At 63.1% G+C, this 14,441-nt stretch carries 16 protein-coding genes and 1 riboswitch; of the genes, 3 read left to right on the top strand and 13 right to left on the bottom strand.

The window, feature by feature from the left end; translation table 11 throughout:
* Positions 1–23: 23 nt before the first annotated feature.
* From A9762_RS10730 to A9762_RS10710, 5 genes are all read right to left on the bottom strand, one after another.
* On the bottom strand, positions 24–848 hold the full coding sequence (locus A9762_RS10730) for a TlyA family RNA methyltransferase (RefSeq protein WP_069342039.1): 825 nt from the start codon (positions 846–848) through the stop codon (positions 24–26).
* Between the two features lie 64 nt (positions 849–912).
* Positions 913–1,272 (bottom strand): phage holin family protein, encoded by a 360-nt coding sequence (locus A9762_RS10725; protein WP_069342038.1) that lies wholly within the window; start codon positions 1,270–1,272, stop codon positions 913–915.
* A 204-nt stretch (positions 1,273–1,476) separates the two neighbouring features.
* The gene (gene ahcY, locus A9762_RS10720) at positions 1,477–2,892 is read right to left on the bottom strand and encodes an adenosylhomocysteinase (RefSeq protein WP_069342037.1); all 1,416 of its coding nucleotides are present in this window, start codon (positions 2,890–2,892) and stop codon (positions 1,477–1,479) included.
* A gap of 31 nt (positions 2,893–2,923) precedes the next feature.
* Positions 2,924–3,049, bottom strand: a riboswitch (S-adenosyl-L-homocysteine riboswitch).
* Positions 3,050–3,115: 66 nt separating this feature from the next.
* The gene (locus A9762_RS10715) at positions 3,116–3,799 is read right to left on the bottom strand and encodes an LrgB family protein (protein WP_069342036.1); all 684 of its coding nucleotides are present in this window, start codon (positions 3,797–3,799) and stop codon (positions 3,116–3,118) included.
* 55 nt (positions 3,800–3,854) lie between these two features.
* Positions 3,855–4,310, bottom strand: coding sequence for a CidA/LrgA family protein (locus A9762_RS10710; RefSeq protein WP_069342035.1), 456 nt, complete (start codon positions 4,308–4,310; stop codon positions 3,855–3,857).
* Between the two features lie 198 nt (positions 4,311–4,508).
* Between A9762_RS10710 and A9762_RS10705 the strand changes: the two genes are divergently transcribed.
* Together A9762_RS10705 and A9762_RS10700 are read left to right on the top strand one after the other, a co-directional pair.
* Entirely contained in the window at positions 4,509–5,453 is a 945-nt protein-coding gene (locus A9762_RS10705) for a LysR family transcriptional regulator (RefSeq protein ID WP_069342034.1), read from the top strand.
* Positions 5,454–5,651: 198 nt separating this feature from the next.
* Complete coding sequence (locus tag A9762_RS10700) at positions 5,652–6,425, top strand: exodeoxyribonuclease III (protein WP_069342033.1); 774 nt, start codon at positions 5,652–5,654, stop codon at positions 6,423–6,425.
* 81 nt (positions 6,426–6,506) lie between these two features.
* Here the strand turns inward: A9762_RS10700 and A9762_RS10695 are convergent, their stop codons facing one another.
* The 8 genes from A9762_RS10695 to A9762_RS10660 all read right to left on the bottom strand — a co-directional run bounded on the left by A9762_RS10695 (position 6,507) and on the right by A9762_RS10660 (position 14,098).
* On the bottom strand, positions 6,507–6,956 hold the full coding sequence (locus A9762_RS10695; RefSeq protein WP_170836225.1) for a type II toxin-antitoxin system HigA family antitoxin: 450 nt from the start codon (positions 6,954–6,956) through the stop codon (positions 6,507–6,509).
* Complete coding sequence (locus A9762_RS10690; protein ID WP_206093572.1) at positions 6,929–7,258, bottom strand: type II toxin-antitoxin system HigB family toxin; 330 nt, start codon at positions 7,256–7,258, stop codon at positions 6,929–6,931. The genes A9762_RS10695 and A9762_RS10690 overlap by 28 nt, the downstream gene beginning before the upstream one ends.
* Positions 7,259–7,396: 138 nt before the next feature.
* Positions 7,397–8,692 carry an AmpG family muropeptide MFS transporter gene (locus A9762_RS10685; protein WP_069342030.1) on the bottom strand — a complete coding sequence of 432 codons (1,296 nt, stop codon included), beginning with the start codon at positions 8,690–8,692 and terminating at the stop codon, positions 7,397–7,399.
* A 105-nt stretch (positions 8,693–8,797) separates the two neighbouring features.
* On the bottom strand, positions 8,798–9,481 hold the full coding sequence (gene metW, locus A9762_RS10680) for a methionine biosynthesis protein MetW (protein WP_240493506.1): 684 nt from the start codon (positions 9,479–9,481) through the stop codon (positions 8,798–8,800).
* A complete protein-coding gene (locus tag A9762_RS10675; RefSeq protein WP_069342029.1) occupies positions 9,478–10,683 on the bottom strand; it encodes a homoserine O-acetyltransferase in 1,206 nt (401 codons plus the stop codon). The genes metW and A9762_RS10675 overlap by 4 nt, the downstream gene beginning before the upstream one ends.
* Positions 10,684–11,002: 319 nt before the next feature.
* A complete protein-coding gene (gene slmA / locus A9762_RS10670) occupies positions 11,003–11,659 on the bottom strand; it encodes a nucleoid occlusion factor SlmA (RefSeq protein WP_063389806.1) in 657 nt (218 codons plus the stop codon).
* Positions 11,660–11,672: 13 nt separating this feature from the next.
* Positions 11,673–12,473: an HAD-IA family hydrolase gene (locus tag A9762_RS10665; protein WP_083253826.1), complete on the bottom strand. Its 801-nt coding sequence runs from the start codon at positions 12,471–12,473 to the stop codon at positions 11,673–11,675.
* A gap of 236 nt (positions 12,474–12,709) precedes the next feature.
* Positions 12,710–14,098, bottom strand: coding sequence for an MFS transporter (locus A9762_RS10660; protein WP_240493505.1), 1,389 nt, complete (start codon positions 14,096–14,098; stop codon positions 12,710–12,712).
* Between A9762_RS10660 and cas5 the strand changes: the two genes are divergently transcribed.
* Positions 14,071–14,441, top strand: a 371-nt coding sequence (gene cas5, locus A9762_RS29410) for a CRISPR-associated protein Cas5 (protein WP_139133169.1), incomplete at its 3' end; no start/stop codon positions are given. The two genes, A9762_RS10660 and cas5, sit on opposite strands and share 28 nt — an antisense overlap.

Genomic DNA, 14,441 nt, shown 5'->3' with positions numbered 1-14,441 from the left:
CGTCTTGTTATCGAGAGAGCCGCTCATGCCGCATGCGTGGCGTGCACGAAAAACTCCCGGTTGCCGTCGCCGCCGGCGATGGGACTGTCGAGCCAGGCGGCCACCGTCAGTCCGAGCGCTTCACAGGCGGTGCGGATTTTTGTCTCTACTTGCGCGTACTGCGCGGTATCTTTCACGAGGCCACCGCGTGCGATGTGCTCCCGTCCCACTTCGAATTGCGGCTTGACCAGCATCAGCAGATCGCCGCCCGCCGCCAGCAGCGGTGCGAGCGCCGGCAGCACCAGCGTGAGCGAGATGAACGACACGTCGCCGACGATCAGATCGAAGCCCGCTGCGGGCACCGTCTTCGGGGCGTCGTCCGGCGTGGCTTCAGTGGCTTCAGCCAGACGTTCGTCGAGCATCTCGCGCGACAGATGCCGCGCATTGATCCCTTCGAGCGACACCAGCCGAGGCTCGCCCATCAGTCGTTGATGCAGTTGTCCGTGCCCGACGTCGACACCCACGACCTGCGCCGCGCCCGCCTGCAACAGGCAATCTGCGAAGCCGCCGGTCGACAGACCGACGTCGAGGGCCGCACGCCCTGTCACATCGAGTCCCGTCTGTATCAGCGCGCCGGCGAGTTTCAACCCCCCGCGCGACACGTAGCGATCTTCCCCCGGCAGGCCGTCGGCCGCCGCACGCACTTCCAGCACTTCATCGCTCGCCACCGGCTGGCTGGCCTTCTTGAGCGCCGTTTCCGTGCCCGCGTAATACACACGACCGGCATCGATCAGACGTTGGGCGACGGTGCGCGACGCGGCAAGCCCCCGGGAGACGAGGGCCTGATCGGCACGAAGAGCTTGCGACATGACTTACGGGTTTCCTGCAAATAACCGCCGACGCGACAACATGACGACGCGACGGCGTTGAGACTCAGACGTTGGTGGCGCGATCGCCGCCGAACACCAGCGCCGACAGAATCCACGAGATCAGGCTGTACAGCAGCGAGCCGAAGAGCGCCGCCCAGAAGCCCGAGACTTCGAAGCCCTTGACCACGTGCGAGGCGAGCCAGAACAACAGCGCGTTGATGACGAAGATGAACAGCCCCAGTGTGACCACCGTCACGGGCAACGTGAGCACGACGAGCAGCGGACGCAGGAACGCGTTGATCAGGCCGAGCACGACCGCAACGATCAGCGCCGTGCCGATGCCCTTGAGCTGAACGCCCGACACGATGTACGGCAAAACGAGAAGCGCGATGGCATTGATGAGCCAAATCAGCAGCAGACGCATGGCAAGCTCCGTTGTGCATGCCGGGCACGGACGTCTACCGTCACCGGCGTTGGGAAATACAGGGAAATGCGAGCGCGGCGGCAACTGACGCCGCCGCACCGTGTTGTCGCCGCCTGCCGGCGCGTCGCACCCCTCCGTGCGAGGCACCGGCAGCCTGCCGCCATCGTTAAGCGCTAGCGGCAGCCCGGCGACACAAACGAACGATCAATAGCGGTAGTGAGCCGGCTTGAACGGACCGTTCTTGTCAACGCTGATGTACTTCGCCTGATCGTCGCTCAGCACGGTCAGTTCGGCACCGATACGGCCCAGGTGCAGACGCGCCACCTTCTCGTCCAGATGCTTCGGCAGCACGTACACGCTGCTCTTGTACTTGGCGCCGTGCACGAACAGTTCGATCTGGGCGAGCGTCTGGTTCGTGAACGAGTTGCTCATCACGAACGACGGGTGGCCCGTGGCGCAACCGAGGTTCACGAGGCGGCCTTCCGCGAGCAGGATGATGCGCTTGCCGTCCGGGAAGATGATGTGATCGACTTGCGGCTTGATGTTTTCCCACTGGTACTTGCGGGTCGACGCCACGTTGATTTCCGAGTCGAAGTGACCGATGTTGCACACGATGGCCTGATGCTTCATCGCGGCCATGTGGTCGTGATCGATCACGTGGAAGTTGCCGGTCGCCGTCACGAAGATGTCGGCCTTGTCGGCAGCGTAATCCATCGTCACGACACGGTAGCCTTCCATCGCCGCCTGCAGTGCGCAGATCGGGTCGATTTCCGTGACCCACACCGTGGCGCCCAGGCCGCGCAGGCTTTGCGCGCAACCCTTACCCACGTCGCCGTAACCGGCCACGAGCGCGATCTTGCCGGCGATCATCACGTCGGTAGCACGCTTGATACCGTCGACGAGCGACTCGCGGCAGCCGTACAGGTTGTCGAACTTCGACTTGGTGACCGAGTCGTTCACGTTGATGGCCGGGAACGGCAGCGTGCCGTCCTTTTCCATCTGGTACAGACGGTGCACGCCCGTGGTGGTCTCTTCCGTCACGCCCTTGATCTGCGACAGACGCTTGCTGTACCACTGCGGATCGACTTCCAGGTGACGCTTGATCGACGCGTACAGCGCGACTTCTTCTTCGTTCGTCGGGTTGCCGACGACCGAGATGTCCTTCTCGGCCTTGCTGCCCAGAATCAGCAGCAGCGTGGCATCGCCACCGTCGTCGAGAATCATGTTGGCGAACTCGCCGTTCGGCCATTCAAAAATGCGGTGGCTGTATTCCCAGTATTCGTCGAGCGACTCGCCCTTGAAGGCGAACACCGGAATGCCGGCAGCGGCGATGGCGGCAGCCGCGTGGTCTTGCGTCGAGAAGATGTTGCACGAGGCCCAGCGCACTTCGGCGCCCAGCGCGGTCAACGTCTCGATGAGCACGCCCGTCTGAATGGTCATGTGCAGCGAACCGGCGATGCGGGCGCCCTTGAGCGGCTGGCTGGCCTTGAACTCGGCGCGCGTGGCGACCAGACCCGGCATTTCGCTCTCGGCGATGGTCAGCTCTTTGCGGCCCCAGTCGGCCAGCTTGATATCGGCAACGTGGAAATCGGAAAACTTCGAATCGACTACGGCGTTCATCACGCCTCCTTTCTCTAAAGTCTAGATAGTTGGGACGTGAGCGCCGTTCTTGGGGCCCACTCGCCAACGATCCGGGGGTAATCCGGCGGCCGGCGGGGCCAATAGGAAGGATCTTGAGCCTGGCAGCACTTCGGCTGTCGCAACGCTCCTCAAGACCCCGGCATTGTAGCAAAACTGATGGGCCGCGTTGCGTCAGGGGCGACGCCCGAAGGGTTATTTTTTCTCAGAGCGGGAGATGGGCGATCAACGGTGCGGCGAGCACCATGAGCACGCCGTTGATCATCATGACGAGGCTGGCGACTACGCCCTCTTCGCCACCGATCTGACGCGCCTTGGCCGTGCCGAACCCATGCGCGCCTGCGCCGAACGGTGCGCCCCGGGCCATGCGCGTGCGCAGCGGCAGCCACGAGAGCAATGCCTCGCCGAGCAGCATGCCGATCAGGCCGGTAATGATGACGAAGAGCCCGACGAGATCGCGCGAGCCGCCGAGCTGATCGGACACGACCAGCGCGAACGGCGTGGAGATGGAGCGGGCGAGCAGGCTGCGCGCCATCTCGGGCGGCAGTTCGAACAACCGGGCGAGCACGTACGAACTGCCCACGGCCACGACCATCGCCACGAGCACGCCGAACGTCAGCGCGAAAGCGTGACGGCGGATGATGTCGCGATGCTCGTAGATCGGCACCGCAAAGGCGATCGTCGTGGGCCCGAGCAGCCACACGAGCCAGCGCGAATCGGCAATGTATGTCGTATAGGAAATATCGCCGCCGATCATCACGCCGATGACAAGAATCGGGGCAAGGATCGCCGGCCCGAGCCACACCTTGCCGAAGCGCGCGTACAGGCGCTTCGAGACGTAATAGAAGAAGACGGTAAGAACGAGCAGCAGGAGCGCCGTATGATTCATGACAAGTCCCGGCAACCGCTAGACGCGCGGAAAGTGTGGCAAGACTCGCGCGGCATTAGCGGGCGTCGTGCGCATGCGCACGGCGAGCCGGAATGCGAACGAGGGCGCGCTTCAGATGACGTTCGGCACGGCAGGCGAAGTCCACGGCCAGCGCCGTCGAGACCATCACGAGCACCGTGCCCACGCCGATCACGGCCAGCAGTTGCAGGCCTTCCTGACGCAGCAGGTCGGTGTATTGCATGACGGCGGCGACCAGCGGCACGAAGAAGAGGATCATCTCGGCCAGAAACCACTCCGCGCCGCGCTTGATCTTCTCCGTCTTCAGCACGCCGCTCATGAGCAGCGCCACGACGACCAGCAGACCCAGCACGCCGCCCGGCAGGGGCAGATGAAAATGACGCGACGCAGCATCGGCTGCCAGATAGATGCCCGTGAGGAGCGCAATCTGCCAGAGCACACTGACAATGCCCTTGCTGCGGGTATACACACGGCTGGCGATCGTCTTGGTCATGGCGGGCTCCCTAAGGGTTTTCACGAATATGAGAAGCAGTATAGGAAGCACCGCAACATAAATATAATGAATTAGTCGTATCAAATCGATTCCAAACTGGAATAATTTAAGTATTAACCCTAATAGTGCATGGCGAAGCCTTACGGGACGGGGCTTTCGTCCATTCGGCACCATTAAGGTGCACTCGAGAGAACCAAAATGGAACTGCGTGCGTTGCGAGGATTTGTTGAAGTTGTGCGACAGCAGAGCTTCACGGCGGCGGCCGAAGCGCTTTTCGTCACACAGCCGACCGTGAGCAAGATGGTCAAGGCGCTGGAAGACGAACTGGGCACCCCGCTGATGTTGCGCGAGGAGCGTGGCATGGGACGTCGGCTGCAATTGACCGACGCGGGACGCGTTGTCTTCGAGCGCGGTCAGGACGTACTCGCGGCCCACGCGCGGTTGCAGCAGGAGCTGGCCGACCTCGAGACGGTTTCCCGGGGCGAGCTGTCCATCGGCATCCCCCCGCTCGGCGGCGATCTGTTCATCCCGGTGATCGGCGCATTTCACCAGCACTATCCCGATATCGAGATGAAGTTGTTCGAGACCGGGTCGCGGGCCATCGAGCAGGCATTGCTCGCGGGTGAGATCGAACTGGGCGCGGTGCTGCTGCCGGTGGATCCGACGGTGCTGGAGGTGCTGCCGGTGTGTCACTACCGGCTGCGGCTGATCGCACCGCGCGACTCCCGCTGGGAAGGACGAGCCTCGGTCGGTCTCGGAGAATTGCGCGATGAGCCTTTCGTCTTCTATGGCGAAGGGTTTGCGCTCTCGGAGTTCGTGATTGCCGCGTGTCAGCGGGCAGGTTTCACGCCAAAGATTGCCGGACGCTCCAGCCAGTGGGACTTCATTGCCTCGATGGTGGACAACGGCGTGGGGATCGCGCTGTTGCCGGAGCCTTTCTGCGCGCGGCTGGATCCGAAGCGTTTCGTGATGACCGACGTGCGCGACCCGGAAATTCCGTGGGATCTGGCGATGGCATGGCGGCGCGACTCCTACCTTTCGCACGCGGCGCGACGCTGGCTCGCGCTGGCCCGCGACATTCTCGGCCCGGGCGGCGACGGCGAGGCCAAGGCCGCCATCGCGGGCGGAGCGCGTCGCACCTGACGGCAGGCGAAAGTTTGCCTGCCATGCCGTGCTCGACGGCGCGTGCCGATGCCGGGGGCATCCCAGGTGTCACGACATCGGCGCATCCGGTTTGCGGGGGGCGATCCGACGTCATCCGACGATTGCGGTATCCTTGCCGCTGACAAATTTCCCCCTTGCTGTCGTGTTGTCGCACGACGGCGCGACACTTCGACACTCATGCGCATCATTACCGCGAATCTGAACGGCGTGCGATCGGCCGCCAAGAAGGGCTTCTTCGAGTGGTTCGGCAATCAGGACGCCGACATCCTCTGCGTGCAGGAAATCAAGGCGCAGTTGCCGGACATGACGCCGGACTTTCTCAAGCCGCACGACTATCAGGGCTACTTCCACTACGCCGAGAAGAAAGGCTACAGCGGCGCGGGCGTGTACGTGCGACGCGAGCCGGACGACATCGTCATCGGCTGGAACAATACGGAGTTCGACGCGGAGGGTCGTTACGTCGAGGTGCGTTACGGCAATCTGTCGGTGATCTCGGTGTACATCCCGTCGGGATCGAGCGGCGAGGAACGTCAGGCGGCGAAGTTCCGCTTCATGGCCGACTTTATGCCGCATCTGCTCGCGCTCAAGGCCGCCGGACGTGAAGTCGTGCTGTGCGGCGACGTGAACATCGCGCACAAGGAAATCGACATCAAGAACTGGAAGGGCAACCTGAAGAACTCGGGTTTCCTCCCAGAAGAACGTGCGTGGCTCACCCAATTGTTCGACGATCACGGTTATGTGGACGTCTTCCGCACGCTGGACCAGCGCGCCGAGCAATACACGTGGTGGAGCAATCGCGGACAGGCGTATGCGAAGAACGTCGGTTGGCGCATCGACTACCAGATCGCCACGCCGGGCATCGCGGGCAAAGCAAAAACGACGTCGGTGTTCCGCGACATCAAGTTCAGCGATCACGCACCGCTGACGGTGGACTACGATCACAAGCTGTAAGTCTTGCGGCAGGTACGGCAAGTGAAAAACAGAAGGCCAATCCTTGCGGGATTGGCCTTTTTGTTTGGCAGCGTGGTTTGTTTAAAGAAACACGGCCGCATCAACGTGAAAACGCGTCGCCAACTTTTTGGCCACGGTCTTGCTGATGGCGCGTCGCCCCGAGAGAATGTCGCTTAGCAAGGTTTGTGACGCGACATCCAGCAAGTCCTTTTGCCGGAGCCCATGCTCAGTCATCAAATGCCGTAAGACCTCGCGCGGTTCCGCATGCGGCATCTCCACATGCTGCGACTCCCACAGCTCGATCAGATCGGTCACGATATCGAACAACGAGGTTAGCGGATTGTTTCGATCGTCCTCATCGAGGTTATCGGCCAGCACATCAGCCAGCTTCACCATCTGACGATAATCGGCGACGCTCCGAATCGGGCGCAGATGCGCTTGCGCCTGAAGCAATGCCCAGGTCTGCGCCATCAACGGCAGGTTCCCGAGAGATTGTCTTCGTTTCATGATCGTCGATTCCCTTTGCTCCATGCGTCGTACTCGCGATGCGAGAACACACCCCGAATGTAGAGCTTCTGTTGATCGTAGTGAAGGCAGGTCACAACCCGGAACTTGTTGCCACCCACGTTGAACACGGTAAATCGCGGTGGAACGTAGTCTGCACTCCCGAACCATTGCTTCAAGGCCGACAAATTCTCCGCCGGACAGGCCGACGCCAATCGATACCACGCCGTCATGGCGTCTTGCGCGTCTGGACGGTTCAACCAGAACTCTCTGAGTCGCGCCTTGGAAATCACCCGCATGCCCCCGCCTTTCCAGAAAAGCAAATTCATCGATCGTCGGGGGGACGCAAAAATATATCGCAAAATGCGATGTTCGAGTGATATGAAATCTCTGAAATGAAAAACGGCCGATGCTTTCGAACCGGCCGCCATTGCATCTGAACGAGCGGAATCTACCGCTCTACAGGCTTACCGCGCCCCACCTGCCGCAGGCACGCCGTCACCGCCGTCGTCGTCGGCGCCCCACGGAGCGACCTTGGGTAGTAGCAGCATGCCCGGCACCGCGAGTGCCGTGCAGATGAGGAAGAACGTCAGCCAGCCCACACCGTCCACGATGTAGCCCGTGCCCGCATTCGCGAACGTGCGCGGCACCGACGCCAGACTCGTGAACAACGCGAACTGCGTTGCCGTGTAGCGCGGGTCGGTCGTGCGCGCAATGTAGGCCGTGAACGCCGCCGTCCCCAACCCCGCCGTGAACGCCTCGAACGCGATCACCGCGCCCAACCCCGCCACCACCGCGCCCGCTTCCGCCAGCCATGCGAAGCCCAGTACCGACACCAGTTGCAGCACGCCGAACACCCACAGCCCCCGGTTGATGCCCAGCTTGATCAGCCAGATCCCGCCGATGATGCCGCCCGCCACGCTCGCCCACAGACTCGTCGCCTTCGCGACCACGCCAATCTGCGTCTTCGTGAAACCCAAATCCAGATAGAACGACGTGGCCAGCGACGTCGCCATCGAATCGCCCAGCTTGTACAGAAAGATGAACGCCAGCACCAGCAGCGCCTGCGACCACCCGCCGCGCGTGACGAACTCGTGGAACGGCTCAACCACCGCCTCGCGCAACGTCTTCGGCGGCGTGCCGCGAATCTCCGGCTCCTTCACCACCAGCGTCATCACGATACCCGGCAGCATGAACGCCGCCGTCGCAAAAAACACCTGCGCCCACGGCAGATGGTCGGCCATGATCAGCGCAAGCGATCCCGGCACCAGACCCGCGACCTTGTACGCGTTCACATGCATCGCCGTACCCAGCCCCTGCTCACGGTCGGACAACAGCTCGCGCCGGTAGGCATCCAGACAGATGTCGAGACTCGCACTGAAGAACGCCAGCGCCGCCGCGAGCGCCGCAATCGTCATCAGATCGCGCTGCGGCGAATACGTCCCCATGATGGCCACCGCCCCGGCCACCAGCAACTGCGTGATGAACATCCAGCCGCGACGCCGCCCCGGTTTCCAACCCAGCAGATTGGGCGCGAAACGGTCCATGAGCGGTGCCCACAGAAACTTCCAGGTGTAGGGGAACTGAATCAGTGCGAACAGACCGATCGACTTCAGATCGACATGCTCGCTGCGCAACCATGCCTGCACGAGATTGAGCAGGATGAAAAGCGGCAGACCGGAGGTGAACCCGAGAATCACGCAGATGAGCATCCGCGTGGGGTGAAAGACGCGCCCGTCGTCGGGCCGCAGCGAATCGGTCATGGAAAGGACAGTTGGGGCCAGCCGCCTGCGGCGCATGGCACCCGGCCCCCGTGTCTGCTTCCGTCAGGGGCCCGGCGCTACGCTGCCCCGCACGCTGCCGTCGGTTCAGGAACGCTTGACGCGATAGACCGCAAGACTACCACGCCAGTTCGCGCCCACCGACACGAGTCGCCCGTTATGCAACACCGCACGATCCAGAATTTTCACACCGACGTCCGGCGCCAGCGCCTCGAAATCCTTGATCGTCAGCACACGCACGTTCGGCGTGTTGTGCCACTGGAACGGCAAGCTTTTCGACACCGGCATGCGTCCCTGCAACACCGACAGACGATGCGGCCAGTAGCCGAAATTTGGGAAAGAGACGATGGCTTCGCGTCCCACGCGCACCGTCTCACGCAAGATGTCCGCCGTGCGGTGAATGGTCTGCAACGTCTGCGACAGAATGACCGTATCGAAGCTCTGATCCTCGAAGAGCTTCAAGCCGTCTTCCATATTTTGCTGAACGACGTTGATGCCACGTTGCGCCGACGCCAGCACGCCCGCGTCGTCGATCTCGATGCCGTACCCGCTCACACCGAGTTCATCGGTCAGCAGACGCAGCAACGACCCGTCACTGCACCCGAGATCGAGGACCTGCGACGACGGTTCGATCCATCGTGCGATAACCCGGAAGTCGGGACGATCCGCAAGCGATGCCGAGATGCGATCGCGCGACGCCGCCAGTTGCGCCGCCTGTGCACTGAGCGACACACCGCCTACGCCGTTCGCCGAAATGGTGGACTGACTCATACCCCGACCTCCTGGGCGATACGTTCGTAATAGGCGCGCACCAGATTGTGGTAACGCGAATCGGTAAGCAGGAAAGCATCGTGACCGTGCGGCGCATCGATTTCGGCGTAGCTGACCGTGCGACGCGTATCGAGCAGCGCCTTGACGATCTCGCGCGAACGCGTCGGCGCGAAACGCCAGTCGGTCGTGAACGACACGATCAGATACTTCGCCGACGTGTGCGACAGCGCCTTCGCCAGATCGCCGCCGACCGTACGCGCCGGATCGAAATAGTCGAGCGCGCGCGTGATCAGCAGGTACGTGTTGGCGTCGAAATACTCGGCGAACTTGTCGCCCTGATAGCGCAGGTAAGACTCGACTTCGAACTCCACGTCGAAGCTGAAGCGATAGCCGTCGTCCTTGCCGTTTCCGTTGCCGCTTCCATTACCGTTGGCCCCGGCCTTGATATCGTCGACCAGCGCTTCGGCACGTCGCAATGCCCGGCCGAATTTGGTCGCCATGTCTTCGTCGGACAGATACGTGATGTGCCCGATCATGCGTGCCACGCGCAGCCCGCGACGCGGCACCACGCCATGTGCGTAATAGTCGCCGCCGTGGAAATCCGGATCGGACAGGATGGCCGAGCGCGCCACTTCGTTAAACGCAATGTTCTGTGCGGAAAGCTTCGGTGTGGAGGCGATCACCAGACAGTGCCCCACTCGCTCGGGATACATGATGCTCCACGCGAGCGCCTGCATGCCGCCGAGACTGCCGCCCATCACGGCGGCGAATTTGCGGATGCCGAAGACGTCGGCTACCCGTGCCTGCGCGTTGACCCAGTCCTCGACGGTGACGACCGGGAAGCGCGCGCCGTAGGGCGTGCCGGTGGATTCGTCGAGACTCATCGGCCCGGTCGAGCCGAAGCACGAACCGAGGTTGTTCACCCCGATGACGAAGAAGCGATTGGTGTCGAGCGGCTTGCCCGGGCCGACCATGTTGTCCCACCAGCCGACATCCTTGGGGTTGTCGGCGGCGATGCCCGCCACGTGATGCGACGCATTGAGCGCGTGACACACCAGCACCGCATTGCTGCGATCGGCATTGAGCTCGCCGTAGGTCTCGACCATCAGGTCGTAGCCCGCGAGGGTGCTGCCGTTCTGCAAGGCCAGCGGCTCAGCGAAATGCATCCGCTGCGGCGTGACGATTCCGATTGAAGATTCCATAAATCCCTGTCCGAAACATGCCGGCCAACGTCTGCGCCGATTCATAAGACGATACGAATCGACGGACGAAGTCCTGAAGCGTTCTGTGCGGGAAAAGGGGTCGACGGAAAAACGGCGGGGTGCGCGAACGACCTCTTTAGCCGCATTTTTAGTGAATGTCCCACGCCGGAGTGTCTCCGGCAGAGTCATTCGCGCGCCCGCAAGCGAGTCACCAAATCGGCGCGCCAATCATCGCGACAAGGCCCGACGGTATTGCGTCTGCCTCATCGCGTGTTGCAAAAGTATAACGTAATCTGCGCACAGGGCGCAGACCACCGGCTTAGCGCAGCAGTGCCGCGACTTGCGGCTCAGCGCCTTCGGCCGGCGAGCGCTTGAAGCCGCTCTTGGCGAAACGGTGCCAGCGGCCGAGCACGTAGGACACGAGCAGGTTGGCCCGCGAATTGGCGTCGAACGTTTCCGGCAACGTGCCTTGTGCCGCCGCCAGACGCAGCACCTGGCGCAGCGACGCCTCGATGCGGTCGAGCAACTGGTTCATGCGCTCTTGCAGACGCTCGTGTTCACCGACCAGCGCTTCGCCGGTCAGTACGCGCGTCATGCCGGGGTTCTTCTCGGCGAAACCGAGCAGCATCAGCACGATGGCGCGTGCTTGCGACACGCCGTCCTGATCCTGTGCGGAAATCTGATTGATCAGACCGAAGATGGTCTGTTCGATGAATTCGATCAGGCCTTCGAACATCTGGGCCTTGCTCGCGAAGTGACGGTAGAGCGCCGCTTCCGAAACATCGAGGCGCGCTGCCAGCGCGGCCGTCGTGATCTTCTCGCCCTTGGGCGTTTCGAGCATGGCGGCAAGGGTTTGCAATACCTGCACGCGGCGCTCGCCCGGCTTGGGACGGGTGGTCTTCACCGGCGCTGGCGCGGCCTCCAGCGCATCGGCGGTGCCGTAACCGGCGCCGTTCGAAGAGTTTTCCTGCTGCATCGTCTGGTCGTTATCAGTTGGGATTTGATTGTCGGACGGCCCGGGCCACGCGTTTCGCGCCTTCCCCGGTCGCTAGGCACGCCCGTAACTCGCGCAGAGATTGTACTTTGATATCCACGTAGTGTGGGCGGCCACTTCGCGGCATGACCTTACCAAGACTGTTTCTGATCGGCAGATGCCCCGTGATCCAGACTGTCTTGATGCCGAAATGTCGCAGGTGTTTGAGGTGCGTACGCGTGTCCTCGACGAGCCACGTCTGCGCGGGCGCCAGCCCCTCGCGTACGAGCAGACGACGCAGCATCGTCGCGTCCGGTTTTGCGCGCCAGGCACGACGGTCCGCCATGTCCTCGATGCTCACGCAACGTTCGAAATGCCGACGGATGTCCAGCGCCTCAACGATCGGCATGGCGTAATGCGCGGGCGCATTCGTCAGCAGAATCTTGCGTCCCGGCAAACCGGCCAGCAGTCGCGCGATGCCCCGCTCGGCGCGCAGCACCTCGGCCAGCGGCGGCAGTTCGTGAACGCGCGCGAGAAATTCATGCGGATCGATGGCGTGATGCCGGATCAGCCCGAGCAGCACCGCGCCATAGCGTTCCGTGTAGGTCGAGCGCAACAGATTGGCTTCGTCCTGCCCCAACCCCAGTTTCTCGACGATATAGGCGGTCATCGCGCGGTTAATGCGCGGAAAGATCGCGTGAGACGCGCGGTGCAACGTGTTGTCCAGATCGAACAGCCAGACCGGACCGCGCGTGCCGTGCTCGCTACGGGCGCGAAGCGCCCGGCGTCGCCGGCTCAGAACGTGAGAAGAAGGCACGGAGATAGCGGATTCTTGCGAGGAGATACGTGAACATGACCGACGCCGTCAGTGAATGCGTCCCTCAAGCCCGGGAACGCGGCGCCGTCACAGCAAGGCAAGATGCTATCGCGCGAGGCCCGCTTTGACAAATTCGCCCGGCCCGCCTTACGCCGCCGGCCCTCGTCGTTTGATTCCCATACATTCCACATACAAGATGTCGAAATCGGCGGTGCAGGCGCGCAGCGTCCGTCGTTTTACCTGCCGGCCCGCGCCTTCGCCCGGACCCGCAACAAACTGACCCCGCCCCCGAGTGCGGCCAGCGCCGTCGCGCAGATCATGGCCGCCCGCGCACCGCCGTCGCCATACAGATCGAACAGCAGCGCCACCACTGCGGCACCGAGCGTCATGCCCACCGTGCGCGCAATCGTCATCAGCCCGCTTGCCGCGCCACTGCGCTCGCGCGGTGCGCCCATCATGATGATCCGGTTGTTCGGCGTCTGGAAAAAACCGAAACCGATGCCGCAGATCACCATGCGCCACGCAATGCCCCAGTCGCTCGCGTCGGCGGGCAACCACGCGAGCAGCGCCAGCCCCGCCGCAAACACCCCCAGCCCGAGCGCGCTCATGTGGGTGCTGTCGAAGCGATCCGACAAACGCCCGGCCAACGGGGCGATGAACACGATCACCAGCGGCCAGGGGGTAATCAGCAACCCGGTCGCCGCTTCGCCACGGGCAAAGGTGTGCTGCAACAGGAAAGGCATGCCGACGTACGCCAGCGTCTGCGCCATATAGCAGGCCACCGACGTGAGCGATGACAGCGCCAGTACCGGCACGCGCAGCAGATCCAGCGGCAACAACGGCGCCGGTCGGCTGCGCTGATGTCGCACGAGCACCACGGCGACGATCAGCCCGAGCACGATCTGCAACGCGGCCACGCCGTGATGGCCCGCTTCACCGATGTGTCCCAGACCAATGATGATGAGCGCGAGCGTCGCGGCATTGAGCAATGCCCCCGGCACATCGATGCGACGCTCGGCCCCCGGCGTGCGCGGCAGGAACCGGGCGGACGCCGCCAGCGCGACCAGTCCGATCGGCAGATTGATGGCGAACAGCCAGCGCCAGTCGCCGAGCGACAGGATTGCCGCCGCGACACTCGGTCCGGCGGCTGTCGACAGCGCGACCGTCAGGGCAAGCAAGGAGATGGCGCGTCCGCCCATGTGTTGCGGAAAGACCATACGCAACAACGCGGGGACGATAGTCGACATACACGCGCCGCACAGCCCCTGCACCACGCGCGCCGCAACGAGCCACGACAGGCTCGGCGCCAGCGCACAGCCGAGCGATGCCAGCGTGAATCCCGCCACGCCGAACAGAAACACCCGCCGGTAACCGAGCTTCTCGCCCAGCGCCGCGAGCGGCAGCACGGCCATCGCGAAAATCAGTTGATAGGCGTTGACGACCCAGACGGTCGCCGCCGGATCGGCCACGAGATCGCGCGCGATGGTCGGCAGCGCAACGTTCGCAATGGAGGCATCGAGATTGCCGAGGAAGGTGCCCAGAAGAATGGATGGCACGGCAATGCGGCGCGCACTCGCGCTGAGTCCTTCGGCGAGCGGTGCGGCGGGGGCCATCGGTGGCTTCATGGAGAAAACGTCGTGAAAGGAAAAAGTCTCGGCCCGGGAATCGCTTCTCGCCAGCCAGTGCCTGTGTCGGCATCATAGCCCGGGCCGGGCAGGAAAATTATGCGCAATGGTGCAGCTCGGGGAATGTTCGGCTGCACACGGTCATGCCGCACAACGTCTGCCGGATCACTCTCTGGTGGTGCGCAGCACGCCACCACGGCATGCGCCCGCAACAGGGAGCGACGCAGCACCGCGTCACGTGTGCGCCGTCCCCCCGGACGCCTCACACGTGCTCGCTACGCGGTGCCGCGCTTGATGTTGCGCTTGATGTTGCGCTTGATGTTGCGCTTGATGTTGCGCTTGA

Source organism: Pandoraea sp. ISTKB, assembly GCF_001721285.1.
In the GTDB taxonomy this organism is placed as follows: domain Bacteria; phylum Pseudomonadota; class Gammaproteobacteria; order Burkholderiales; family Burkholderiaceae; genus Pandoraea; species Pandoraea capi.
The sequence above is the reverse complement of the archived record's forward strand: the minus strand, read 5'-3'. Positions and strand labels throughout refer to the sequence as shown.

Bases quoted from the DNA above. Each gene is read 5' to 3' on its own strand.
- A9762_RS10730 (WP_069342039.1), bottom strand. From the start codon at position 848: ATGTCGCAAGCTCTTCGTGCCGATCAGGCCCTCGTCTCCCGGGGGCTT.
- A9762_RS10725 (WP_069342038.1), bottom strand. From the start codon at position 1,272: ATGCGTCTGCTGCTGATTTGGCTCATCAATGCCATCGCGCTTCTCGTT.
- ahcY (WP_069342037.1), bottom strand. From the start codon at position 2,892: ATGAACGCCGTAGTCGATTCGAAGTTTTCCGATTTCCACGTTGCCGAT.
- A9762_RS10715 (WP_069342036.1), bottom strand. From the start codon at position 3,799: ATGAATCATACGGCGCTCCTGCTGCTCGTTCTTACCGTCTTCTTCTAT.
- A9762_RS10710 (WP_069342035.1), bottom strand. From the start codon at position 4,310: ATGACCAAGACGATCGCCAGCCGTGTGTATACCCGCAGCAAGGGCATT.
- A9762_RS10705 (WP_069342034.1), top strand. From the start codon at position 4,509: ATGGAACTGCGTGCGTTGCGAGGATTTGTTGAAGTTGTGCGACAGCAG.
- A9762_RS10700 (WP_069342033.1), top strand. From the start codon at position 5,652: ATGCGCATCATTACCGCGAATCTGAACGGCGTGCGATCGGCCGCCAAG.
- A9762_RS10695 (WP_170836225.1), bottom strand. From the start codon at position 6,956: ATGGAGCAAAGGGAATCGACGATCATGAAACGAAGACAATCTCTCGGG.
- A9762_RS10690 (WP_206093572.1), bottom strand. From the start codon at position 7,258: ATGAATTTGCTTTTCTGGAAAGGCGGGGGCATGCGGGTGATTTCCAAG.
- A9762_RS10685 (WP_069342030.1), bottom strand. From the start codon at position 8,692: ATGACCGATTCGCTGCGGCCCGACGACGGGCGCGTCTTTCACCCCACG.
- metW (WP_240493506.1), bottom strand. From the start codon at position 9,481: ATGAGTCAGTCCACCATTTCGGCGAACGGCGTAGGCGGTGTGTCGCTC.
- A9762_RS10675 (WP_069342029.1), bottom strand. From the start codon at position 10,683: ATGGAATCTTCAATCGGAATCGTCACGCCGCAGCGGATGCATTTCGCT.
- slmA (WP_063389806.1), bottom strand. From the start codon at position 11,659: ATGCAGCAGGAAAACTCTTCGAACGGCGCCGGTTACGGCACCGCCGAT.
- A9762_RS10660 (WP_240493505.1), bottom strand. From the start codon at position 14,098: ATGAAGCCACCGATGGCCCCCGCCGCACCGCTCGCCGAAGGACTCAGC.